Source organism: Aeromonas sp. L_1B5_3 (assembly GCF_963866575.1).
GTDB classification, from domain to species: Bacteria; Pseudomonadota; Gammaproteobacteria; order Enterobacterales; family Aeromonadaceae; genus Aeromonas; species Aeromonas jandaei.
Map to the genome: position 1 here is coordinate 54,163 of NZ_CAWMDN010000095.1, position 23,127 is coordinate 77,289.

19 protein-coding genes are annotated in these 23,127 nt (G+C 59.5%); 6 read left to right on the forward strand and 13 right to left on the reverse strand.

Features of this window, described 5'->3' with window-relative positions; genetic code table 11:
* Positions 1-83 precede the first annotated feature (83 nt).
* The 3 genes from lpxK to AACR93_RS05890 form a co-directional block, all read right to left on the reverse strand.
* Positions 84-1,079, reverse strand: a complete 996-nt coding sequence (gene lpxK / locus AACR93_RS05880) for a tetraacyldisaccharide 4'-kinase (RefSeq protein ID WP_043849447.1) — start codon at positions 1,077-1,079, stop codon at positions 84-86.
* On the reverse strand, positions 1,079-2,842 hold the full coding sequence (gene msbA / locus AACR93_RS05885) for a lipid A ABC transporter ATP-binding protein/permease MsbA (protein ID WP_043849448.1): 1,764 nt from the start codon (positions 2,840-2,842) through the stop codon (positions 1,079-1,081). The genes lpxK and msbA overlap by 1 nt, the downstream gene beginning before the upstream one ends.
* 439 nt (positions 2,843-3,281) lie before the next feature.
* Positions 3,282-5,498, reverse strand: coding sequence for a DNA internalization-related competence protein ComEC/Rec2 (locus AACR93_RS05890; protein WP_043849449.1), 2,217 nt, complete (start codon positions 5,496-5,498; stop codon positions 3,282-3,284).
* 27 nt (positions 5,499-5,525) lie between these two features.
* Here AACR93_RS05890 and AACR93_RS05895 point away from each other — a divergent pair, with 27 nt between their 5' ends.
* Together AACR93_RS05895 and AACR93_RS05900 are read left to right on the forward strand one after the other, a co-directional pair.
* Positions 5,526-6,044: a DUF2062 domain-containing protein gene (locus tag AACR93_RS05895; RefSeq protein ID WP_042031164.1), complete on the forward strand. Its 519-nt coding sequence runs from the start codon at positions 5,526-5,528 to the stop codon at positions 6,042-6,044.
* Positions 6,038-6,535, forward strand: a complete 498-nt coding sequence (locus tag AACR93_RS05900; RefSeq protein WP_043849450.1) for a DUF2062 domain-containing protein — start codon at positions 6,038-6,040, stop codon at positions 6,533-6,535. The genes AACR93_RS05895 and AACR93_RS05900 overlap by 7 nt, the downstream gene beginning before the upstream one ends.
* A 77-nt stretch (positions 6,536-6,612) precedes the next feature.
* On the opposite strand, the gene AACR93_RS05905 is transcribed toward AACR93_RS05900, so the two are convergent.
* From AACR93_RS05905 to glpT, 9 genes are all read right to left on the reverse strand, one after another.
* Positions 6,613-7,803 carry an amino acid aminotransferase gene (locus tag AACR93_RS05905; RefSeq protein WP_043849451.1) on the reverse strand — a complete coding sequence of 397 codons (1,191 nt, stop codon included), beginning with the start codon at positions 7,801-7,803 and terminating at the stop codon, positions 6,613-6,615.
* A 145-nt stretch (positions 7,804-7,948) separates the two neighbouring features.
* Positions 7,949-8,890 (reverse strand): hypothetical protein, encoded by a 942-nt coding sequence (locus AACR93_RS05910; protein ID WP_043849452.1) that lies wholly within the window; start codon positions 8,888-8,890, stop codon positions 7,949-7,951.
* 183 nt (positions 8,891-9,073) lie between these two features.
* Positions 9,074-9,946, reverse strand: a complete 873-nt coding sequence (gene hdfR / locus AACR93_RS05915; RefSeq protein ID WP_041208513.1) for an HTH-type transcriptional regulator HdfR — start codon at positions 9,944-9,946, stop codon at positions 9,074-9,076.
* A complete protein-coding gene (gene maoP, locus AACR93_RS05920; RefSeq protein ID WP_033112906.1) occupies positions 9,946-10,317 on the reverse strand; it encodes a DUF413 domain-containing protein in 372 nt (123 codons plus the stop codon). The genes hdfR and maoP overlap by 1 nt, the downstream gene beginning before the upstream one ends.
* Before the next feature lie 299 nt (positions 10,318-10,616).
* Positions 10,617-11,099: a serine protease inhibitor ecotin gene (eco, locus tag AACR93_RS05925; protein ID WP_033112907.1), complete on the reverse strand. Its 483-nt coding sequence runs from the start codon at positions 11,097-11,099 to the stop codon at positions 10,617-10,619.
* Positions 11,100-11,318: 219 nt separating this feature from the next.
* Positions 11,319-12,407: a glycerophosphodiester phosphodiesterase gene (gene glpQ, locus AACR93_RS05930; RefSeq protein ID WP_043849453.1), complete on the reverse strand. Its 1,089-nt coding sequence runs from the start codon at positions 12,405-12,407 to the stop codon at positions 11,319-11,321.
* A 95-nt stretch (positions 12,408-12,502) separates the two neighbouring features.
* Positions 12,503-13,990 (reverse strand): glycerol-3-phosphate dehydrogenase, encoded by a 1,488-nt coding sequence (gene glpD / locus AACR93_RS05935; RefSeq protein ID WP_043849454.1) that lies wholly within the window; start codon positions 13,988-13,990, stop codon positions 12,503-12,505.
* Positions 13,991-14,284: 294 nt separating this feature from the next.
* A complete protein-coding gene (locus tag AACR93_RS05940; RefSeq protein WP_033112910.1) occupies positions 14,285-15,043 on the reverse strand; it encodes a DeoR/GlpR family transcriptional regulator in 759 nt (252 codons plus the stop codon).
* Between the two features lie 102 nt (positions 15,044-15,145).
* Positions 15,146-16,501, reverse strand: a complete 1,356-nt coding sequence (glpT, locus tag AACR93_RS05945) for a glycerol-3-phosphate transporter (protein ID WP_033112911.1) — start codon at positions 16,499-16,501, stop codon at positions 15,146-15,148.
* A gap of 491 nt (positions 16,502-16,992) precedes the next feature.
* On the opposite strand from glpT, the gene AACR93_RS05950 reads away from it, so the two are divergent.
* From AACR93_RS05950 to AACR93_RS05965, 4 genes are all read left to right on the forward strand, one after another.
* Positions 16,993-17,841: an MIP/aquaporin family protein gene (locus tag AACR93_RS05950; protein WP_043849455.1), complete on the forward strand. Its 849-nt coding sequence runs from the start codon at positions 16,993-16,995 to the stop codon at positions 17,839-17,841.
* 54 nt (positions 17,842-17,895) lie between these two features.
* Positions 17,896-19,398: a glycerol kinase GlpK gene (gene glpK / locus AACR93_RS05955; RefSeq protein WP_033112913.1), complete on the forward strand. Its 1,503-nt coding sequence runs from the start codon at positions 17,896-17,898 to the stop codon at positions 19,396-19,398.
* 196 nt (positions 19,399-19,594) lie between these two features.
* Positions 19,595-21,571, forward strand: coding sequence for a methyl-accepting chemotaxis protein (locus tag AACR93_RS05960; RefSeq protein WP_043849456.1), 1,977 nt, complete (start codon positions 19,595-19,597; stop codon positions 21,569-21,571).
* A 184-nt stretch (positions 21,572-21,755) separates the two neighbouring features.
* Positions 21,756-21,974 carry a hypothetical protein gene (locus tag AACR93_RS05965; RefSeq protein ID WP_043849457.1) on the forward strand — a complete coding sequence of 73 codons (219 nt, stop codon included), beginning with the start codon at positions 21,756-21,758 and terminating at the stop codon, positions 21,972-21,974.
* Between the two features lie 80 nt (positions 21,975-22,054).
* On the opposite strand, the gene AACR93_RS05970 is transcribed toward AACR93_RS05965, so the two are convergent.
* Positions 22,055-22,957, reverse strand: coding sequence for a LysR substrate-binding domain-containing protein (locus AACR93_RS05970; RefSeq protein ID WP_043849458.1), 903 nt, complete (start codon positions 22,955-22,957; stop codon positions 22,055-22,057).
* Between the last annotated feature and the right edge of the window lie 170 nt (positions 22,958-23,127).

A 23,127-nucleotide genomic window follows, 5' to 3' on the forward strand; every position in this document is an offset into this window, starting at 1 on the left:
TCACGCCAGCGATGGATGTCGAGCAACCAGATATTCCATACGGGGCATATCAAGCCCCTGCTCCCCCGCCGAGGCGAGAGAGATTAATCTTGCGCCCTGGCCGCGCCCTTCCCCTTGGTCCCCAGCTTGTGCAGCAGGGCATCGAGCAGGGAGGCGGGCAACTCGGCGCTGACCGGCAGATACCACCAGTTATCGAGGGCAAACTCGCGGCACTTGACCGCATCCTTCTCGGTCATCAGCAGCGGCTTGCTGGCAAAGCGGCCCACCAGCTCATCCCGATCGAAGGGGTGATGATCGCCGTAGGCAACCTGCTGATCCAGCTGATAGCCGAGCCCCTCGAGGGTGGCGAAGAAACGGGGCGGATGACCGATCCCCGCCAGCGCATCGACCGGGCCTGCGAGAGGGGCCGCCAGCGGCGCATCATCGCATACCCGACGCGGCGCGTCGGCAACCAGTTGCATGGGGTACTCCCCCTTGCCCGGCTCGCCGCCGTTGCAGATGATGGCGTCCACCCGCTTGAGGCGGGTGACCGGCTCGCGCAGCGGCCCCATCGGCAACAGGCAGGCGTTGCCAAAACGGCGCGCTCCGTCCACCACCACCAGCTCGATGTCGCGGGCCAGCGCATAGTGCTGCAGGCCGTCATCGGTGATGATGATATCCACTTCGCCGCTCTGCTCCAGCAGTCGTACCGCATCGGCCCGTTTCGGGGCAACCACCACCGGACAGCCGCAGCGCCGGGCAATCAGTACCGGCTCATCACCGGCCTGCGCCGTGGTGCTGGCGGCATCGAGCCGATAGGGATAATCGGGCGCCTTGCCGCCATAACCACGGCTCACCACCCCGGGGCGATAGCCGCGTGCCTGCAACTGCTCCACCAGCCAGACCACTACCGGGGTCTTGCCGTTGCCCCCCACCGAGATATTGCCCACCACGATCACCGGCAAGGAGGAGCGATCCCCCTTTAGCCAACGGTGGCGATAGGCGTAGCGGCGGGTGCCGCTGATGATGGCAAACAGCAGGGCGAAAGGGGCCAGCAACCAGCGCCAGCCGCTTTTGCGATACCAGAGCCGTTCCAGCATCAGGCCTTGTTTCCTGCATTGCCAAACTGAATGGCGCGCAGCTGGGCATAGGTGCCGCGCTGTTCCATCAGTGCTGCGTGGTTGCCACGCTCGACGATATGGCCTTCGTCGATCACCAGGATCTCGTCCGCCTTCTCGATGGTGGAGAGGCGGTGGGCGATCACCAGCGAGGTACGCGCCTTGCAAAGCTCATCGATAGCCGCCTGAATGTGGCGCTCGGACTCGGTATCGAGGGCCGAGGTGGCCTCATCCAGCAGCAACACCGGCGCATCGCGCAGCAGGGCGCGGGCGATGGCCACACGCTGGCGCTGACCACCAGAGAGGGATGCACCGTTCTCGCCGACCACTGTGTCGTAACCGTGGCTCATCTTGCTGACGAATTCGTCGGCATGGGCGATGCGGGCTGCCTGCTTGATCTCGTCGAGGCTATATTTCTCTTCCGCGGCGTAGGCGATGTTGTTGGCCACCGAGTCGTTGAACAGGTGAACATGCTGGGAGACCAGCGCGTACTGCTTGCGCAGCTCGCTCAACTTGTATTCGCGGATGTTGACGCCATCGAGCAGGATCTCCCCCTGATCGATGTCGTAGAAACGGGTCAACAGGCTGGCAATGGTACTCTTGCCTGAGCCGGAACGGCCCACCAGCGCCACCGACTTGCCCGCCTCCACCTTGAAGCTGACGTTGTGCAGCGCCGGGGTGTCCTTGGTCGGGTAGGTGAAAGTGACATTGCGAAACTCGATCTCGCCACGGGCGCGCTCCAGAGTGCGGGTACCGGTATCCTGCTCCGGCTCGGTGTCGAGCAGGCCAAACAGGCTATGGCAGGCGGTGATGGCGCGCTGGAACTGGTTGTTGACGTCGGTCAGGCTTTTCAGCGGCTTGAGCAGCATCATCATGGAAGTGATCATGACGGTGAAGGTACCGGCAGTCAGGGTGCTGCGCACGCTGTCGACAGTGGCCACATAGAGGAACGCCGCCAGTGCGATGGAGGCCACCATCTGCACCACCGGGCTGCCGATGGCATCAGCCGCGACCATCTTCATGGTCTGCTGGCGCATGTTGTTGCTGACCTGGAAGAAGCGTTTCTCTTCCACCTTCTGGCCACCAAACATCAGCACCTCTTTGTGCCCCTTGAGCATCTGCTCGGTGGAGGTGGTGATATCACCCACCGCCTGCTGGATATGGCGGCTGATCTGGCGGAAGCGACGGCTGATAAGTCCGATGATAATGCCCACCAACGGGCCCACCACCAGGAAGATCACCGACAACTGCCAGGAGTGCCAGAACATCAGGCCAAGCAGGCCGACCACGGTCGCCCCTTCCCGTACCAGGGTCACCAGGGTGGTGCTCGCCGCCGAGGAGACCTGGCTTGCGTCATAGGTCACCTTGGAGAGCAGGTGGCCGGTGTTCTGGCGGTCGAAGAAGCTCATCGGCATCGCCACCATGTGATTGAACACCTGCTGTTGCAGACGCATCACCACGTGGTTGCCGACCCAGGCCATGCAGTAGTTGGAGAGGAAGTTGGCGACACCGCGCAGGGCCACGATGCCCAGTACGAAGAAGGGCATCCACTTGAGCACGGTCGGATCGTTGCCGTTGATCCCCTGATCGATCAGCGGCTTGATGGAGTAGACGAAGGTGGTGTCGACAGCGGCATAACCCAACATGCCGATGATGCCGCCGATCAGGCCAAGCTTGCGGTCACGGACATAACCGAGCAGACGCTTGAATACTGGCCAGCTACCTTGTGAAGTTTCTTGTTGCATGAATAGCCGTTGGTAATGGAAATGACGGGGTATTCTAGCCAAACAGTAGACATCCACCAAGCGCCACCATACAGATAGCAGGGATTCGGCCCCCAAATCAGGGATGAGATGCCTTCATCACGCCCCGATTATCCCGCATATTCGCCTTTTCATAAGACGGCCGGCCGTGCCATGGAGCACGCGGGCTACCCTTGCACCAACCCGGCATCCTCACGGCCTCTGCATCCCGGCTCCATACAGGCCGCGGCCGACCAGCAATATCACTACGGGGCTATTCGGCCACCCAGTATTGGTCACTCTGGCCCACAAGGCTCGACTTGCCACCCCTTGATTGTTTCACCAGTAAGACTGAACCCCATTTAAAACGTAGAAATTTGCAACAATATGGTCGGTGCAAGAGGGCGCCAGCGGGAAAAACGGGTGGCAGAAACAGCTCCGCTCAAGGTGATGGGCCTGGCCGATCTCCCCATACTCTTGGCTGCCACCAGTTGCCAACTTGCCGGTACCAGGGGCCATGATCCCGCTCGGCTTCAACCTGCAGGCCACCTGCGACCGGCGCAATTACTACCTCCCCGCCCAGACCGGTCACCCACTGGATCGCTCCCTGATAACGAGCGACGACCTCGGGACGGGGAAAGCCCCACTGGTTCATGAAACCGGCGCTGTGCACCACATAACGAGGCGCCACGGCGGCGACAAAAGGCGGGGTGGAGGAGGTGCGACTGCCGTGGTGCGGGCTCACCAGCAGGGTGCTGGCAAGCCCGGCTCCCTCGAGCGCCACCAGCCGCTGCTCCGCCTGCCGCTCGATGTCAGCGCTCAGCAGCACGCTGCGCTCGCCATCGCTGATGCGTACCACGCAACCATCGTTGTTGTGCCCTGCCCCGGGCTGTTCTGGCCAGAGCACGCGAAACTGCAACCCTTGCCATGACCATGCCTGACCGCGCTGGCAGAGGGTGGTTGACGGGGTGAAAGGGTAGGAGGATAGCTCGCTGCGCACTGTCAGGACGCTGAGCAGCCGCTTGCGGTTGCCCGCATGATCCCGATCCTTGTGGCTGATGATGAGACGATCGATGACCCGGATGCCGAGGTGGCTCAAGGTGGGCAGGATCACCGCATCCGCCATGTTGTAGCCGCCGGGATAGCGATCGCCGGTGTCATAGAGGATGGCGCGATCCCCCTTGCTGATGAGCACTGCCAACCCCTGCCCCACATTGAGCACCCGCACCTGCCAGCGCGGCGCCACCGGCCAGAGAAAGAGCGTCATGGCCAGCAGCCCCGGCAGCAAGAGCCAGCGGGCCGCCCGCCACTGCCAGCAGAGCCAGAGCAACAGCAAGAGCGTGCTCACCGGCAGCCACCAGCCCGGCAGTGGCCACCAGAGCTGGACTCGGGAAGCGAGCATATCGAGCAGGGTGAGCACCCACTCCAGACCGAGATTTGCCAACCAGAACAACCCGTAGGCAAGCGAGCTGGAAAGTGGCGCCAGCAGCACGCCGATCAGCGCCAGCGGAATAATGACGATGCAAAAAAGCGGTACCGCCAGCAGGTTGATCACCATGGCGAGCGGCGCAATCCCCTCAAATAGCGCCAACTGCAGCGGCAGCAGACCGAGCAGCATCCAGAGCTGGATCTGCCAGAGAGTTGGTTTTTCATGGAAGTAACCGACCAGCAGCAAGATCGCGACCGCCAGAAACGAGAGCCAGAAGCCGGCCGAGTAGAGGGCAAAGGGATCCCAGAGAGTCAGCACCACAAAAGCCCAGAGCCAGATGCGGTAGGCCGGCCACTCCCGCCGTCGCCAGCGCAGCACACTCCAGACCAGAACCATGATGAGGGCTCGCTCGGTCGCCACAGCAAACCCCGCCAGCCAGCTGTAAGTAGCGGCAAACAGCAGCGACACGCAGATCGCTCCGCGCAGCCCGAACAAACGGCCCAACCACCAGCCGAGCACCGCCACCAGCGCGATGTGCTGGCCTGAGATGGCAATGATGTGGGTCAGCCCACTGCCGCGAAACAGGCTCCACTGCTCATCCGTGATGCCACTCTGTTCACCGAAGGTGAGCGCCGCCAGCAAGGGGGCCTGCGAAAGAGTTCGCCAGCTCTCGTTGGCCGCCGCCAGCCAGCGCTCGCGCAGTCCGGGCGCCACCGGCGCGATATGGATCACCCGGCGCAGGTTGCCGGTAGCCGTAATGCCCTTGCCAAGCAGCAGGCGGCGGCCATCCATCCCCGCCTCGTTGGCAAGGCCGTGGGCCGGCTTGATAGTGGTCACCAGCGTCAGTTCACTCCCCGCCGTCAGGGGCGGTAACGACTGATAGGCGTTGACCCGGATCAGGGGGGACGGACGGAGCTGCCGACCATCCAGTTCATGGACGCTGAGGGTCAGCCGGACAAATTTCTCCCCTTCGGACTCTGCACTTTGCAGCTGTGCGGTTATGATATGGCTCGTTTTTTTGTCAAGCAGCTCCAGCCAGGCCAGATGATACGAGAGAGTGGCCTGCATCCAGAGGATGCCAAGCAGCAGAAACAGCAGCCGCCACGCGCGACAACAGGCAAGGGGAACCAGCAGGGACAGCAACAGGCCCCCCCATGCAAGTGAAGGTAACCATGGCCAGAGCAGTGAGGAGCTTGCCCCGAGGGTAAACGACAACAGACGCAGATCCATGGTGCAAGTATTTAGCAAGGTTTCAATATGCCCAAACGACTCATCAAACGCTGGATGCCCGACCCGCAAACCCTGAAAGAACACAAGCACTTGCGCCTTTTTGGTCGCCTGCTGCTCGATGCCAATCTCTGGCATCTCAACCGGCGCTCGGCTGCGGGCGCCTTCGCCGTAGGCTTGTTCATGGCCTGGGTGCCGCTCCCCTGCCAGATGTTGCTGGCCGCCGGGCTCGCCATCGCCTGCCGGGTCAATCTGCCCCTCGCAGTGGCGCTGGTCTGGCTCTCCAATCCACTGACCATTCCCCCCATGTTCTATGGCGCCTATCTGGTCGGTTGCCAGTTGCTGGGGCAAACCTCGCAACATGTCGACATCCAGTTCACCTGGGCCTGGCTGGTATCGGTATTTGAAACCGTCGCGCCGCCGCTCCTGCTGGGCTCGCTGGTGCTGGCCCTGCTGAGCTCGCTCATCGGTTACGCCGTGATCCGCACCTTCTGGCGCATCAGCACGGTGCGTCAGTGGCAAAAACGCAAGGTGGCACGCCCATGCTGAGTCGCTGGTTCTCCCGTTTCAAAATCGATCCCGATACCCTGCGCAAGCAGAAGTGGTTTGCCCTGTTTGGTGAGCGACTGCTCGCTCCCGCCCTCTGGCAAGGGGGCACTCGCGCCCTGAGCGGCGCCGTGGCGGCCGGCATCTTCGCCTGCTGGTTCCCCATCCCGATGCATTCGCTCATCGCGGTCGGGCTGGCGCTGGCGTTCAGCCTCAACCTGCCGCTGGCGCTGCTGGCGGTCTGGTTCAACAACCCGCTCACCCTCCCCTTCATGTACCTCTATGCCTATCGCACCGGCTGTCTGGTGCTGCACAAGACGCCGGAGCCCTTCCATCTCACCTGGACGCTCCACTGGCTGGAGCAGGAAGCGGCAACTCTTGTTCCCCCCTTCCTGCTCGGCAGCATGCTGCTGGCGGTGCTCACCGCACTGCTGGGTGGCGCCCTCACCTTGCTGGTGCTTCAGCTGCGCCGCTGGTTGCAAAGCGCTCGCTGAGCAGCTCACCCGGCTGGATCAAAAAAGCCCGTCACTGGTGTGACGGGCTTTTTCAGTATTGCGGTTAACGGCTGGTGTTACAGCACCTTGGCGATAGCATCGCAAAGCGGATCTATGTTGGCACGGGTAATACCGGCCACGCTGATCCGACCGGAGCCGACGATATAGATAGCAAACTCGCTCTTGAGGCGCTCCACCTGATCCTTGGAGAGACCGGAGAAGGAGAACATGCCGTTCTGCTCGCGGATAAAGCTGAAATCCTGGTTCACGCCGCGCGCAGCCAGTTTCTCCACCAGCAGCTCGCGCATTTCGCGAATACGCACCCGCATGGCCGCAACCTCTTCCACCCACTCGGCATAGAGAGCCGGATCGCTCACCACGGCAGTGACGACGGCGGCGCCGTGTGACGGCGGGTTGGAGTAGTTGGCACGAATGACGGTCTTGACCTGGGTAAAAGCCACATCGGCGATCTCCTTGGTCGCACTGACCAGGGTGAAGGCGCCGACCCGTTCGTTATAGAGGCCAAAGTTCTTGGAGAAGGAGCTCGCCACCAGCAGCTCGTCGTGGCACTCGGCGAAGATGCGCAGACCTTCGGCATCCTCTTCGATACCACGGGCAAAGCCCTGATAGGCGAAGTCAAACAGCGGCAACCAGCCGGCAGCAGCACTCTGCTTGGCCAGTGCGCGCCACTGATCGCTAGTGGGGTCGATACCGGTCGGGTTGTGGCAGCAGCCGTGCAGCAGCACCAGATCGCCAGCCTGCACTTCAGCCAGCGAGGCCTGCATGGCAGCAAAGTCGAGCCCCTTGGTGGTGGCGTCGTAGTACTTGTACCACTTGACGGTCAGACCGGCAGCCTGGAACACGCTGACGTGGTTGGCCCAGGTGGGATCGGAGATCCAGATGGTCTTGGCCAGCCCGTTGCGTACCACAAATTCGGCAGCGATACGCAGGGCACCGGTACCGCCCGGCGCTTGGGCGGTCTTGGCGCGGCCGCTGGCGACCAGCGCGGAGTTCTGCCCGAACAGCAGCTGCTGCACGATGCGGCCATATTCGATATTGCCTTCAATACCGAGGTAATTCTTGGTCTTCTCGTCGGTCAGAAGCTTCTGCTCGGCTTGCTTGACGCAGTGAAGAATGGGGGTGGCACCGGTCTCATCCTTGTAGATCCCGACTCCCAGATTGATTTTGTGGCTGCGAGAGTCAGCGCGGAAGGCTTCGGTCAGGCCCAGGATCGGATCCGCTGGGGCGGCAACAACCTTTTCAAACATGGTATTCCCTGTATTCCGTTGAGTTCATTGGGTGGCAAAGCGGCGTGGTAAACAAAAGCGCTCATCCGGCGAGCGCTTCGTCAACTCTTTATATCATCGCGTTCAGTGGGGGAAAACCGCTTTTTGGCCCGCTCTGGCGGGGATTTCAACCAACGGCATGCCACTCGGGTGCAAGGGCGCACACCTCGGCCGACAATGCACCATTGGACTCAACCAAACCGTTACAAATTGCCAACAAGGATTTGGGGATCCGGCTCGGTTCCCAGCGGCGAGCTTCCCCGAGCGTAGTAGCGTAGGTGGTGATGATAGGAGCAAGCACTTTGGGCAGCCACCAGCTCGGCGGACGGCTCAAGCGCTGGGCCAGCGCCACCACCCTGTCGACCCCGGCGGGATCGAGCGAGGTCAGGTGGCTCCACTGCACATTGGGCGGCAGGGCAGCGATCACCTGCTGCAGCGCCAGCTGGGCAGTCGCGGGCGCGCACACCAGCAGAGTACCGGCAGGCAGTTGTAGCTCGGCAAAGGCACCGACGCTGTCGGTGGTGATCACCTGCAACAGCTCCCCCTCCCCCCACAGGATCTTGCCAAGGCTGGCCAGGGTACGCTCGGGGAGCGCTATCTCACCGAGGACCTGCAGCCAGGGAGCGGCATCGAGCAGGGTGCCACCGCTGAAAAAGAGGCTGAACGGCTGGGCTGCGCGCAGGCGCAACAACTGATCGGCGCAGAGCCGGATCCCCTTGTCTTCGAAGTCGATCTGTTCGTTGGGGGTGAAGTTCACCTCGCTCTTGCGATAGAGCGCGGCGAGCACCCGTTCATTGACCAGCTCCCCCAGCTGCCACCCCTGACCGTGCAGCCACTCCTCCGGCGCAGGCGGCGCCGTGGCGATCTCCGCCAGCATCAGCTCGCGAGTCAGATAGCGGCGCCCGGCCGGGGTCAATTCATAGCTGTGGTTGCCGTGGGCAAGCAGCAGCTGGTTATCTTTGAGCAGACCAATCAGCGGTTGCCATTGCCGGCCCCGGATCACCGCTGGCGAACACTCGAGCAGCTGTTGCGCCAACGCCCGCCATTCGGGGTGACTAAAGTCGATCATGTGCACTTCATCCCTGTAAATCGCATCCCTGTAACTGGCTGACAGACAAAGAGCCTGAAAAGGTACAATTACCGGCAGATGACGCCAACCCTTCTGCGTCAATTACGTGACCTCTCCCCCGCCTTTGCGCCAGAAATAGACAGCCCACCGGAAGGTGGGCTGTAACGGAAGATAAAGCAGAAGCTATTCGGCGGCGAGCCGCAGTTCGGCATCGTGCCAACCGAGCGGCAGCGTCAGCAGCTGATCGATCAGTTCGCGGCGATCTGATTTCTCCAGATAGGCGAGATAGAGCGGACGGCTTAGCGGCTGCCCCCCTTCTACCAGATGCAACGCCCCTTTCTCGAGGAAGGGGCTGACCATGCGCCGCGGCAGATAGGCTGCACCGCCGTTGGCCAGCACGAATTGCAGCGCCATGCTGGCAGAGCTGGAGTGCAGCACCGGGGTCTTTTGCAGGCTCTGCAACCGGCTCGGCTGCGGCTCGAAGCTGGTACCCCAGTCGAGATGGATGTGGGGCATCTGCATCAGATTGTCGGCATTGGCCGCCGGATCCCGGCTCACCAGCTCGAACACCAGCTCCCCGATGGGATGCAGGGCAATCTCGTCGATCTTGGTCGGCTCGGAGAGTAGAGCCAGATCGAGAGAGCGTTCCAGCAACTGACGGCAGAGATGCTCGCGGGAAGCCGTTTCCAGCCGCACTGCCAAGCCGGGCGCCAGTGCATAGATGTGGTTGAGCCAGTCATTGAAATCGAGCTCCCAGAAGACGGCGGGAGCACCGATAGCCAGCTGCTGGCTGAAACCGGGCGAGAGCGCCACATCCTGTTTGGCACGACCGAGGGTATGGAGGATGGCGTCTGCATAGGGCAGCAGACGCTCACCGGAGGCTGTCAAACGGATGTTGTTGCGATGACGGGCAAACAGACTGACACCGAGTTGCTGTTCAAGCTGGCGGATCCTGAAACTCACCGCCGACTGGGTCAGATAGAGATTTTCAGCAGCCCGGCCAAAGTGCCGGGTCTTGCTCACCTCGATAAAGGTCCGAAGCAGCTCGGTATCCATTAATCGATGGACTCGTCACTGCCACCGCCGCTGCCACCGCCGACATCAAAGCTGCCGCCACCGCTGCTCTCCTCGCTGGCGCCGCCAACGACGGTGCAGAGACGGTGAACACGCTTGGGCCCGATCACCTTGAGGTACTTGAACCATACCTTGGCGTGGGGGTTGGCACCGGCAGCACCGGATTTAACCTGCTCGATGAAGGCAGCCTCTACATCGTCACGGGGGGCAAGGGTGCCCTGATAGAGTGACAGCATGGCGGTGCCGTATTTTTCCAGACTATCCGCTTCGGCCACAGTGAATTCGCCACTGCGACGCAGGCCACGGGGAAAATGTTTGAAGTCGTTGAAACGCTTGTCTGATTCGAAGCTCATAATGCTCTTTTTTCTGGTTAGTTTGACCTTTGCGGGCAAGTATCATCAGGCCATCGCCGAGTGCAAAATCAATTTTCTTACTATGTTAATAAATATCTTTCATCGAAGCTGCATTATCCGTCAGACAGGACCAATTTTGCGGGTAAGCACACAAAAATCGTTGATAAATAACAGGCTTATGTAAAATTTCGTAAACATTGCCGGGCTGTTTTCAGATAAATTGGGCAAAAAATAAAGCGCCATACGGCGCTTTATTTGTTTCGTCAGGTGAACCAGCTGAACTTTTGGTGCAAAGATCGTTACTCGATCATGGCCGGCTGTGCCAGGTTGTCGGCACGCCACAAACGGTAGCGTACTTCGTACTCCTGCGGCACATAGATCACGAACGGCAGCTTGGAGTTGTAGTTCACGAAGAAACCCTGACCATAGATCTGGACGAAGGTCTCTTTCTTCTGACCATCCGGGCAAGCCATCAGGGTGCTGATGGGGTCGGAGACCTGACCCAGTTGCAGATAGTTGTAGCCCCAGCCCTTGACGCTGTGCTGTTCCAGGTTGCCCGCAAAACGCGGCACGTTGCAGTCAACCATCATCTTCTTGCCGACCTGCAGCTCGACCATCATGTCGGCTTCGTTCTCGACTTCAGGCAGGCGGATCACCACACGTTCCTGATTCACGTCAGCGGCTGGGAACATGCTGATATCAAATTTTTTCGGCTCGGCGGCGAAGGCATGGCCACCCAGCAACAAGGCGCCCAGCAGGCTAAAACGCAATACGGTTTTCATCTGTACCTCTTGGGGTTGGTTCAACGCCGCTAGACTAACCGCTCTGCCGATTTCATGCCAGCGCTCTGCAACGTAAAAAGTACGTAAAATGATGCAGATCCGGCACACGATGACGTGATTTGGCTATTTTCTGACACCGCGCACACTCCCTTGCTGCTCTCGCTAAATAAAAAGCGAGGCCATCTGGCCCCGCTCTGAATTCAAATGGCACTTTGCCAACTATTTCCGTGTCCCTTCATGGGCTTGGATAACGGCAACCGCCTTGTCGGGGAAGTCGCTGAACACCCCGTCCACATCCGCCTGATAGAGGAAGATGTTAAGGAGATCGGTGAAGTCCTTGGCGTAGGCCGGGATCTGTCCCTCATCCTGACGGAAGGTGTAAGGATGCACCTTGAGGCCGGCCGCGTGGGCCTCTTTTACCATGCCGGTGAAGGTCGGTTTGCCCAGGGTACCCGGCTCCGGCACTATCATCGGCTTCCACGGGCCGATCCCCTCGGCGTAGCTGGCGATCTCCTTCATGGCGCCCGGCTTGAACATCCAGTCATAGCTGTAGGGGGTTGCCTTGCCCTTGGCGTCATAGACCATGGTCTCGTTCCAGTCGGTCTCGGCCATCAGCTGTACCAGTTTGAGATCCATGCCCATGGCTGGCATCAACTCGCTGTTGATGCGCTTGAGCTCGTTGGTATCGAAACACTGCAGATAGACCTTGTCATCCTTGCTGGTGTAGCCGTACTGCTTCAATACCTTGAGTACCGCCTTGGAGATGTCCTTGCCCTCGTGGCGGAACAGCCAGGGCGCTTTTATCTCCGGGTAGATACCGATGTTCTTGCCGGTGCTCTTGTTGAGCCCCTGGATCATCTCGATCTCTTCCTGGAAGGTGTGGATCTTGAAGCTGGACTTCCACAACGGGAAGCGCGCCGGATAGACCGGCACCTGCTTGCCGTCCACTAGCTGGAACGGCTCGGTCATGCGCAGGGAGCGCACTTCATCCAGGGTGAAATCCACCACATAGTAGCGACCATCCGGGCGGGCCCGGCCGGGGAAGCGCTCGGCCACGTCGGTGATGCCGTCGAGGAAGTGATCGTGCATCACCACCAGCTGGTCATCCTTGGTCATCACCAGATCCTGCTCCAGATAGTCAGCTCCCATGCCGTAGGCCAATGCCTTGGACTCCAGGGTGTGCTCGGGCAGGTAGCCGGAGGCGCCCCGGTGAGCAATCACTATCTTGCCTTCATCGGCGGCCAGAACAGGTAATGAGAGGGATGCCCCAAGGCTTAGCGCAATGAGGGAAACGGTGAGTTTTTTCATATGTGACACTCTTTATTATTGTGTGTAGGTAGTTGTTATATCAGAGGTTTATTGCAGTTATAGAAAGGGCGACGCAGGGCCGCCCTTCAGAGGATTCAGCTTGCTTTGCGCAGGCCGTGGTGATGGTGTACCAGCCACTCACCTAGTTGCTGTTGCTCGGAATCGGACAGGCGCAGCCCCAGCTTGCTGCGACGCCAGAGGATATCCTCCTGAGTACAGGCCCACTCCCGCTCGATAAGGTAGCGAACCTCAGATTCGTATAGTCCGGCACCAAAGTGCTGGCCACGGGGCTCCTTGAGCCAGAGCCGGGCATGGGCGCCATAGGCTTCGGCGATGCGCAGAGCGCTGCGATCATCGAGCCAATCAAACTCCAGCGCAAAGGCGCGTGCCAGCTCGCGGACCGAACAGTCGAACTCGCCACCGGGCAGCCGACTGCTGGCGGTCCAGTCATCCCCCATCTGGCTGAACCAGGGTTTGAGCTTGTTGCAGGCAGCCTGCGCCAGCTTGCGATAGGTGGTGAGCTTGCCACCAAATACCGAGAGCAGCGGCGCACCGTCGGATTCGCCAGACAGTTCGAGGGTGTAGTCGCGGGTCACCGCCTGCGGCGAGTCGGATTCATCATCGCACAGCGGACGCACCCCGGCGTAAGTCCAGATCACATCTTTGGGGGCGATCTGGCGGGTGAAGTGGGCGTTGACCACCTTGCACAGGTAGTTGATCTCGGCGTCGCTGATCTTCGCCTCGCGCGGACTGCCCTTGTGCTCCACATCCGTAGTGCCGATGAGGGAGTAGTCCTGCTGATAAGGGATAACGAAGACGATGCGGTTGTCCTCGTTTTGCAGGATGTAGGCCTCTTCGCGCTCATGGATGCGCGGCACTATCATGTGGCTGCCTTTAATAAGGCGAATGCCGCGCGGGGATTTCTCGTGCAGGCTCTCGTCATAGAAGGTCTTGACCCAGGGGCCGGCCGCATTGACCAGACCGCGGCAGGTGACGCTGAACTGCTCGCCCCCTTCCCGCTCCAGCGTCAGGGTCCAGTGCTTTGAGCCGCGCTCCGCCTTGACGCAGCGGGTGCGGGTTTGCACGTCGGCCCCCTTGTCGCGCGCCATCATGGCATTGAGCACCACCAGCCGGGCGTCGTCGACCCAGGCGTCTGAATACTCGAACCCCTTGTTGATACCGGAAGTGAGGCCATCTTGCGGCAGGAAGCGCACGCCACAGCTGCCCTTGAGCTTGTCGCGCTTGGCCAGATTGTCATAAAGGAAGAGGCCGGCGCGGATCATCCAGGCCGGACGCAGATGCGGGCGGTGCGGCAAGCGAAAGCGCATCGGGCGGGCGATATGGGGCGCCATGCCGAGCAGCACCTCCCGCTCCGCCAGCGCCTCTTTCACCAGCCGGAATTCGTAATGTTCGAGATAGCGCAGACCACCGTGGATCAGCTTGCTGGAGTTGGAAGAGGTGGCTGAGGCAAGATCCTGCGCCTCGAACAGGGCTACTTTCAAACCCCGTCCTGCCGCATCAGCTGCAATGCCTACCCCGTTGATGCCGCCACCAACGACGACCAGATCATAATGTTCGCTCATGTTCACCTACTTTCATTTTTATGATTGCTATAACAGCAATGTTTGATTTCGCTCATTTTAGAACATAAAAAAACATCAAACGAACATTTAGTTGTAAAAGTGTGATCACAATGTGCAGCCAAACAGGCTTGGCACTTCGCGTTGGGCAATGAAAGGAGGTGTTGCCAATACCATGGCAATGACGTTCAAAAAACAAAGGGAGGAAGATCAGGAAGGCAATACCCCAAAAGGGGATAATAACGAAAGGGAGGCCGCCCGACAGGGCGACCTGAACTCCACAACACAGGCGCTATATCAGCAGATATGGCAGGCGACCTGATGCTGGGCCATCAACCTCGTCAACTTCTCGGGCGGCTCCTGATCGGTAAAGAGCGCGTGAACCTGATTGATGTTGCCGAGGTTGACCATGGCGTTGCGACCAAACTTGGTGTGGTCAGCGGCCAGAAAGACCTGGCGGGAGTGGGCGATGATGGCCTGGGCAATCTTCACCTCGTGATAGTCGAAATCGAGCAGGGAGCCGTCGTTGTCGATACCCGAAATGCCGATGACGCCATAGTCCATGCGAAACTGACCGATAAAGTCGCGGGTTGCCTCCCCCACGATGCCGCCATCCCGGTTGCGGATCTCGCCACCGGCGATGATGACGGTGAAGTCATCCTTGGCCGTCAGAATGCTGGCCACGTTAAGGTTGTTGGTGACAATGCGCAGCTCGCGGTGATCGAGCAGGGCGCGGGCAATGGCTTCGGTAGTGGTGCCGATATCGATAAAGAGGGAGGAGCCATCGGGAATATTGGCAGCGACCTCGCGGGCGATACGCTCTTTCTCCTTGAGCTGCATCACTTTACGGGCGCTGTAGGCGGTATTGACGGTACTCGAATGCAGGGAGGCACCGCCATGATGGCGCCGGATCTTGTTCTGCTCGGCGAGATCGTTCAGATCCCGGCGAATGGTCTGGGGACTGACATCAAAATGGGTCACCAGATCGTCGGTCGAGACAAATCCCTGCCGCGTCAGGACGTCCAGGATCTCCAGATGTCGTTGGGTTTGCTTCACGCTTGCACTCCGATGATGAGACGAAAAAAGGCCCCGGCAGGTGCGGGGCCTTTTGGCAGTTTACCCGATCCCCTTGGGGATCAATAAGCTGAGGATCACGTTTTATGCCTTATGAGCCTCGGCTCTGGCTGCCACGGCAAGGTTCTCGTGCTTAAGAGTCATCGCCAGCAGGATGATGGAGAGCACGCAGGATACGGTCAGCACCATGAAGCCGCCGTCCCAGCCGAAGTGGTCAACGGTGTAACCCAGCATGGCGTTGGCAGCCACAGCACCACCCAGATAACCAAACAGACCGGTGAAACCAGCTGCAGTACCGGCCGCCTTCTTCGGTGCCAGCTCCAGCGCATAGAGACCGATCAGCATGACAGGGCCGTAGATGAGGAAGCCGATGGCCACCAGTGCCAGCATGTCGACGGTCGGGTTGCCAGCCGGGTTAAGCCAGTAAACCAGCACGAACAGGGTTACCAGCACCATGAACAGGATACCGGCCGGCGCACGGCGGCCCTGGAACATCTTGTCAGAGATCCAGCCGCACAGCAGGGTGCCCGGAATACCGGCCCACTCATAGAGGAAGTAAGCCCAGGAGGATTTGTCGACGCTGAAATCCTTGGCCTCTTTCAGGTAGGTCGGCGCCCAGTCCAGTACACCGTAACGAATGAGGTAAACGAAGGCGTTGGCAATGGCGATGTACCACAGCAGTTTGTTGTGCAGCACGTACTTGACGAAGATCTCCTTGGCGGAAAACTCCTGCTCGTGGCTCTCGTTATAATCCTTGGGAAAATCGTTCTTGTACTCTTCGATAGGAGGCAGGCCGACCGATTGCGGGGTATCGCGCATCACGAAGAAGGCGATCACCGCGATGGCCGCCGCAGCGGCTGCAGGGACATAGAAGGCACTGCGCCAGTCGTTGAACCAGCCCATCCCCAGAATAAACAGCGGACCAATCATGCCGCCACCCACGTTGTGGGCCACGTTCCAGACCGAGACCACTTCGCCCCGCTCTTTCTGCGACCACCAGTGCACCATGGTGCGACCGCAGGGCGGCCAGCCCATACCCTGTGCCCAGCCGTTCAGGAACAAGAGCACGAACATGATGCCGATGCTGGAGGTAGCCCAGTGCATGGTACCCATCATGAACATCAGCGCAGCTGACAGCAGCAGGCCGGCAGAGAGGAAGTAACGGGCGTTGGAGCGGTCAGAGACGTTCCCCATCAGGAACTTGGAGAGACCATAGGCGATGGACACCCCGGAGAGGGCAAAGCCGAGATCTCCGCGGGAAAAACCCTGCTCGACCAGGTAGGGCATGGCCAGACTGAAGTTTTTCCGCACCAGATAGTAGCCGGCGTAACCGAAGAAGATCCCGAAGAACACTTGCCAACGCATGCGTTTGTAGAAGGGGTCGACCTTGTCGGCCGGGAGCCTGTCGATGTGCGCCGCAGGCCTGAAGAGACTAAGCATGTTCTGCTTCCTTATTGTTGTTATGGGCTGTTGAGGGTGCCCTTGAACAGTCAGACGAATCAGGTGAGTCCATTGATTCGTAAGCGAGCCCATTGTGCTCATATGCGCTCATAAGTTCTGTGATGCATGCTCAAATATTGCAGTTTTATTACAAAAAAAAGCTCCAAATGAGAAAACGCTCATCAAGCGTCATCCCTTGTACAGCAAGGGTTAGCGACTACCTCATAGGGGGTATTATGGAGATTACATATTGCTTTACGTCACATTTTCTTAGCAATGAGTGGGATCTTGTCCACATTTCCCATGGCGGGGGGATGGTGAAATTTATGGGAAGGTTTATTTTCTCTCACGTCCGAGAACGAGCGAAAACGAACATAACGTTTGCGCAAGAAGAATAAAGAACAAGGAAACGTTTTCGGTCGCAATGGATAGCCACAATAAAGATAAAACGGAACATCAAACCTCTACGGGTGGATACCTAAGGAATACTTATGAGCATACAAAGACCCAATACCCTGCTTGGCGAGTGCATCGCCGAGTTTATCGGAACCGGCCTGCTGATCTTCTTCGGCGTCGGATGTGTCGCCGCACTGGTGCTGGCGGGAGCCAACTTCGGGCAGTGGGAAATTTCCATTACCTGGGGTCTGGGCGTTGCCATCGCCATCTATGTGACCGGCGGTATTTCGGGTGCCCACCTCAACCCGGCCGTCACCCTGGCGTTGATGACCTTCGCCGGTTTTGACAAGCGCAAAGTGGTGCCCTACATCATCGCCCAGATCGCCGGCGCCTTCTGCTTCGCCGCGCTGGTCTACTTCCTCTATAGCAACCTGTTCACCCAGTGGGAAGTGACCCACAACGTGGTGCGCGGCAGCATCGAGAGCCTCGGCACCGCCGGGATCTTCTCTACCTATCCCAATGGCGCCATCTCCAACCTGCAGGCCTTCACCGTCGAGCTGGTGATCACCGCCGTGCTGATGCTGGGCATCATGGCGCTGGGTGACAACAACAACGGCGCTCCCAAAGGCTTTGCCGCCGCCCTGCTGATCGGTATTCTGATCGCCGTGATCGGTGCCTCCCTCGGCCCGTTAACCGGTTTTGCCATGAACCCGGCTCGTGATTTTGGCCCCAAACTGTTCGCATTCCTGGCTGGCTGGGGTGATGTGGCCATGACCGGTGGCCGTGATAACCCCTACTTCTGGGTACCCATCCTTGGCCCTATCGTCGGTGCCCAGATTGGTACTGCCCTCTATGTCAAAGTGCTGGCTCCCTGTGTACCTGGCAACCGTGTTGCCGCCACCGAGCAAGCTGCCCAAACCGCCAAAGAAGAGGCCGCCGCCTAAGAGCGCCCCTCCCCAACGTGTAAAAACGTGGAAAATAAAAACGTGGAGAACATCATGTCTGCTGAAAAGAAATATGTCGTCGCTCTGGACCAGGGTACTACCTCTTCCCGCGCCATCGTCTTTGATCAGGATGCCAATATCGTTGGCACCTCCCAGCGCGAATTCACCCAGCACTACCCGAAAGCGGGCTGGGTAGAGCACGACCCGATGGAGATCTGGGCAACCCAATCCTCCGTCTTCACCGAAGTGCTGGCCAAGACCGGCCTTCGCAGCGAAGAGATCGCCGCCATCGGTATCACCAACCAGCGTGAAACCACTGTCGTGTGGGAAAAGGCCACCGGCAAACCCATCTACAACGCCATCGTCTGGCAGTGCCGCCGCACCGCAGCCATCTGTGAAGAGCTGAAAGCACGCGGTCTGGAAGAGTACGTACGTGAAAACACCGGTCTGGTGCTGGATGCCTACTTCTCCGGTACCAAGGTGAAGTGGATCCTCGACAACGTGGAAGGTGCCCGCGAGAAGGCGATGAACGGCGAGCTGCTGTTCGGCACCATTGACACCTGGCTGGTATGGAAGATGACCAACGGTGAAGTGCACGTCACCGACCCGACCAACGCCTCCCGTACAATGCTCTACAACATCCGCGACCTGAAGTGGGATCAGCGCATGCTGGACGAGCTGGGCATCCCCATGTCCATGCTGCCGGAAGTGAAACCCTCTTCCGAGGTGTATGGCTACACCACCCGTGGCGGCGGCTCCCGCATCCCCATCGCCGGTATCGCCGGTGACCAGCAGTCTGCCCTGTTCGGTCAGCTCTGCTTCGAAAAAGGGATGGCCAAGAACACCTACGGCACCGGCTGCTTCATGCTGATGAACACAGGTACCGAGCCGGTTCGCTCCAGTAATGGCCTGCTGACCACGGTCGCCATCGGCCCGAAAGGGGAAGTGAACTACGCGCTGGAAGGTGCGGTGTTTATGGGCGGCGCTACCATCCAGTGGCTGCGTGATGAGCTCAAGATCATTCACGATGCCCGCGACACCGACTATTTCGCTTCCAAGGTTGGCGATACCAATGGCGTCTATCTGGTACCGGCCTTCGTCGGTCTGGGAGCTCCCTACTGGGATCCGTATGCTCGCGGCACTATGGTCGGCCTGACCCGCGGCGCCAACCGCAACCACATCATCCGTGCCGCGCTGGAATCCATCGCCTATCAGAGCCGCGATGTGCTGGATGCGATGCAGCAGGACTCCGGCATCAAGCTGGCAGCCCTGAAAGTAGACGGCGGCGCTGTGGCCAACGACTTCCTGATGCAGTTCCAGTCCGACATGATGCACACCCCGGTGGTGCGCCCGACCCGTATCGAGACCACCGCCATGGGTGCCGCCTTCCTGGCAGGTCTGGCCGTCGGCTTCTGGAAAAGCTCGGACGAGCTGGAAGACAAGTTCAGCGTGGACCGTGAGTTCATCCCGCAGATGGACCGCGACGACCGTGCCAAACGCTACAGCGGTTGGAAGAAAGCGGTCGAGCGTTCACGCCGCTGGGCTGAAGAGGAGTGATCGGATAACCGCTCCCCGTTGACCTGAAAAACAAGAGAGGCCGACACTCATGTCGGCCTCTCTTTTTACCTCTATCTCCCCTCTCCATCCCCTGTCGATATTCACTTATGCACTCGGCACAACTTAATTGAGTTGTTTATCTATAATTTGCTTCTGGGTCGCATCTGCGACCTGTTTTTTACAGGAGCTAGGGATTATGGACAGAGCGATAAACCGATTTTCACTTAACTTCCTCTGGTCAGGACTCGGGATCAGAACCCGGATCCTCTCCGGTGTCGCCATACTGATGGTCATCGCCATCAGTTGTATCACCATGATCCTGGAACAGATCTCCCACACTCAAGCGCAGCAGCGGGTCGAGCGCTATGAGCTGCCAAGCAGCGTGGATCGTATCGCCAACCAGCTCACTGCCGAGCTGACCCACCACTTGACCGAAGCACAGGCACTGGCCAGCAACAGCTTCGTCATCGACTGGCTGGCTCAGGGCATGCCGGCAGCAGAGTGGCCCAAGATGGAGCACTACTTTCAGGCACTGCAGCAGCGCATTGGCGGCAATGTCTTTATCGCGCCGCTCCAGACCAATACCCTGATCAACTTCAGCGGCGGCCCCACCGCCCAGAAACAGCTGCACGAGTCAGACCTGAAAGATGACTGGTTCTACGGCTTTCTCAAACGCAATCACCCCTACGAGCTGAACCTCGATATCTCGGACTTTGACAAGCGCGCCTCGCTCTATATCAATACGGCTGTCACGTCCGAAGGCAAGACGCTGGCAGTGGCGGGCACCTCCATCAATATGGATTCACTGCGCAAGCTCATCAGCAGCTACCGGATCGGCAAGAGCGGTCAGGTCTATCTGGCCGATATGAACGGCTCCATCGAAATCCATCCTGATCAGGAGCAGGGGGATGCAGCCCACCATCAGGCTGCGTTTCTAGACACCGTCAAACAGCTCATTCCCAACGCCCATGAACAGGTTGCCGTCCAATCCCTTACGCAGAATGGTGAAACCTACCTTATCGCGGTGCGTTACATACCGGCACTCAACCGCGTGCTGATCGGCGAGATCAATGGTGCTGAACTGGAGGAGGGACTGCATGAATCCCGTCAGCTCATCATCATGGTCTCGCTCGCCATCGGCACCCTGGCGATGCTGGCGTCGGCCTGGCTCGCCCACTCCATCAGCCGCCCCATTCGCCAAGCCGCCGATGGCATGCACCACATCACTGCTGACCGGGATCTGGCAACCCGCCTCGACTTCTCGGACGAGTCGGAGCTCGGGTTGATGGCCCAGAGCTTCAACCGGCTGATCCAGAGCCTGAACCAGAGCTTCTACCGCTTCCAGCAATCGGGCAGTGCCCTGTCGGCCCAATCCTCCCAGTCACTGCATCAGGCGCAAGCGCTGGCGGGTGAAGCGTGCCAGCAGGCACAGAGCATTCAGGAGCTGACCAACGTGGTCGCTCTCATCGGGGATAATGCCGAACAGATAGCCAGCCGCTCCATGGGCGTCAACGATGTAACCCACCATATCGCCGGCCATATGCGCACCATCGAGCAGGATGTCACCCAGAGTGCCAACCGGCTTGAGACGCTGCGCAGCAGCATCGGCACCTCCTCAACCCTGCTCGATGAAGTGGTGAAAGACAGCAACGACATTACCCAGATCATGAACCTCATTCGCGACGTCTCGAACCAGACCAACCTGCTGGCCCTCAACGCCGCCATCGAAGCGGCCCGAGCGGGCGACATGGGACGCGGTTTTGCCGTGGTGGCCGACGAGGTGCGCCAGCTGGCAGTGCGCACCCAGACCGCAACCAAGGATGTACAGGATCTGATCCTGCGCCTGCAGGAGGGTACCCGCCAGGCCAGCAACTCGATGACCGACTCGCGCACCTTGAGCGAAGAGGGATACAACCGGATGAGTCAGGCCAAGGAGGTACTGATCGATGCCACCAGCCAGATCAATCAGGCGGCACTCGAGATCAACGAGATAAGTGCGTTGGCCCAATCCCAGCATCAGCAGATGGGGCAGGCCAAGGCCGCCCTCGACGAACTGGCCATGGTGGCTGAGCATCAGCGCGAGCATGCAGAGGAGAGCAATGCCGCCAGTCGCGAGCTGTTCGAGCTGGCAAAAGCGATCGACGAGCAGATCCGTCAATACCGCATTCGTTGACCTGCCAGCCTCTCATCCAAATGAAAACGCCACCGCAAGGTGGCGTTTTCATTTTGCGAATCATTTTGCTGGCGCTCTCATAACAGGAATAACGATAAAAAACACAACCTATTGATTATTAACATTAAAAAAGATGGAACGGCGGTTGCTTAGTGATATCAGGCTCAATAAGAGGAATGAGATCATGAAACCGACCAGCACCCGCACCGCCCAAGAAGAGAATGCACTGACCCCCCGCGAAGGCACCTTTCTGATGATGGTCGCCCAACTGGTGGTCCTGACCACCATCGTTCTGGCCGCTACCCTGGGCGGGCTCTCATGGCAGTGGACCCTGCTGCTGGCCGTTCCCCCCGTCATCGGCGGCGCCCTGCTTAGCCGGGTCTTTGGCAAGCTGCCGCGCTAAACCGGCACACCCGCCTTCCCGCAAAACGGCCGACCCTATGTCGGCCGTTTCTCTATCCGGCCATAAATGCCATTCATCGGCTAGAGGGTATGGCTGCCCAGCTGCTCTTTGAGAAAATCGAGCCAGACCCGCAGCCGGATATCGCGCTGGGCATCGGAGTAAAAGACGGCATTGATAGGACGCGAGGCGCCGCTGTTGCTGCGCGCCAGCACCTCCACCAGCGCCCCGCTCGCCCGATCCGGCCCGGTCATAAAGTCCGACAGACAGACGATCCCCTGCCCCGCCAACGCCAGCTGACGCAAGGTTTCCCCACTGCTGGCACGCAGGCTGGGAGTGATGGGAAAGCGATCCCCCTGCTCGGCACTGAGCAGCGGCCAGTGGTTGAGGTGATCGGGATGCAAAAAGCCGAGCAGCTCGTGGCCGTTTAGCAGATCTGCCGGCTGGCGCGGCGTACCACGCTCACTCAGATAGGCGGGAGAGGCCAGCAGCCGCAGCCGAGAGCGGCCAAGGGGCAGCGCGCGCAAAGAGGAGTCGCTCAGCTCGCCGATACGGATGGCCATGTCTACCCGCCGCTCCATCAGATTGATAAAGCCCTCCGAGCTGTGCAGTTGCAGCTCGATGGCCGGATAACGACGACGAAACTCACCGATAATGGGCACCAGCCGATGGAGGATAAAAGGCGTGGCCGCATCGACCCGCAATATCCCCTCCGGCTGTTCGCGGCGCATCAGCAGCAGCCCCTCCGCCTCGCTCATCTCGGTCAGGATCTTCACCGCCCGCTGATAGAACCAGCTCCCCTCCTCGGTCAGACTGACCCGCCTCGTGGTGCGATTGAGCAGCACGGTTGAGAGCTTCTCTTCCAGCCTTTTGATGCCGCGGCTCACCACCGAGTTGTCCATACCGAGGTTCTCCGCCGCCTGGCGAAAACTGCCCGCCTCCACCACCGCCACAAACAGGGTCAGTTCATCAGAATGGGTCTTCATTGCTGTTATCCGGACAAGAGTAATGGGACTTTATAGGCGTAGCCGCTCTGTATTGGCAAGCGTTGCCTGATATGGCTTCACCGTCACGGCAAAGAGATAACGTGATGGCCAGCTCAAACTCTGCTCGGTGTTTGCCGGTAGAATGGGACCATATTGGTTCGTATGAAGCC

Bases quoted from the DNA above. Each gene is read 5' to 3' on its own strand.
- maoP (WP_033112906.1), bottom strand. From the start codon at position 10,317: ATGAGCTTCGAATCAGACAAGCGTTTCAACGACTTCAAACATTTTCCC.
- hdfR (WP_041208513.1), bottom strand. From the start codon at position 9,946: ATGGATACCGAGCTGCTTCGGACCTTTATCGAGGTGAGCAAGACCCGG.
- glpQ (WP_043849453.1), bottom strand. From the start codon at position 12,407: ATGAAAAAACTCACCGTTTCCCTCATTGCGCTAAGCCTTGGGGCATCC.
- glpT (WP_033112911.1), bottom strand. From the start codon at position 16,501: ATGCTTAGTCTCTTCAGGCCTGCGGCGCACATCGACAGGCTCCCGGCC.
- AACR93_RS05910 (WP_043849452.1), bottom strand. From the start codon at position 8,890: ATGATCGACTTTAGTCACCCCGAATGGCGGGCGTTGGCGCAACAGCTG.
- msbA (WP_043849448.1), bottom strand. From the start codon at position 2,842: ATGCAACAAGAAACTTCACAAGGTAGCTGGCCAGTATTCAAGCGTCTG.
- lpxK (WP_043849447.1), bottom strand. From the start codon at position 1,079: ATGCTGGAACGGCTCTGGTATCGCAAAAGCGGCTGGCGCTGGTTGCTG.
- AACR93_RS05950 (WP_043849455.1), top strand. From the start codon at position 16,993: ATGAGCATACAAAGACCCAATACCCTGCTTGGCGAGTGCATCGCCGAG.
- AACR93_RS05960 (WP_043849456.1), top strand. From the start codon at position 19,595: ATGGACAGAGCGATAAACCGATTTTCACTTAACTTCCTCTGGTCAGGA.
- glpD (WP_043849454.1), bottom strand. From the start codon at position 13,990: ATGAGCGAACATTATGATCTGGTCGTCGTTGGTGGCGGCATCAACGGG.
- eco (WP_033112907.1), bottom strand. From the start codon at position 11,099: ATGAAAACCGTATTGCGTTTTAGCCTGCTGGGCGCCTTGTTGCTGGGT.
- AACR93_RS05965 (WP_043849457.1), top strand. From the start codon at position 21,756: ATGAAACCGACCAGCACCCGCACCGCCCAAGAAGAGAATGCACTGACC.
- AACR93_RS05900 (WP_043849450.1), top strand. From the start codon at position 6,038: ATGCTGAGTCGCTGGTTCTCCCGTTTCAAAATCGATCCCGATACCCTG.
- glpK (WP_033112913.1), top strand. From the start codon at position 17,896: ATGTCTGCTGAAAAGAAATATGTCGTCGCTCTGGACCAGGGTACTACC.
- AACR93_RS05890 (WP_043849449.1), bottom strand. From the start codon at position 5,498: ATGGATCTGCGTCTGTTGTCGTTTACCCTCGGGGCAAGCTCCTCACTG.
- AACR93_RS05905 (WP_043849451.1), bottom strand. From the start codon at position 7,803: ATGTTTGAAAAGGTTGTTGCCGCCCCAGCGGATCCGATCCTGGGCCTG.
- AACR93_RS05895 (WP_042031164.1), top strand. From the start codon at position 5,526: ATGCCCAAACGACTCATCAAACGCTGGATGCCCGACCCGCAAACCCTG.
- AACR93_RS05970 (WP_043849458.1), bottom strand. From the start codon at position 22,957: ATGAAGACCCATTCTGATGAACTGACCCTGTTTGTGGCGGTGGTGGAG.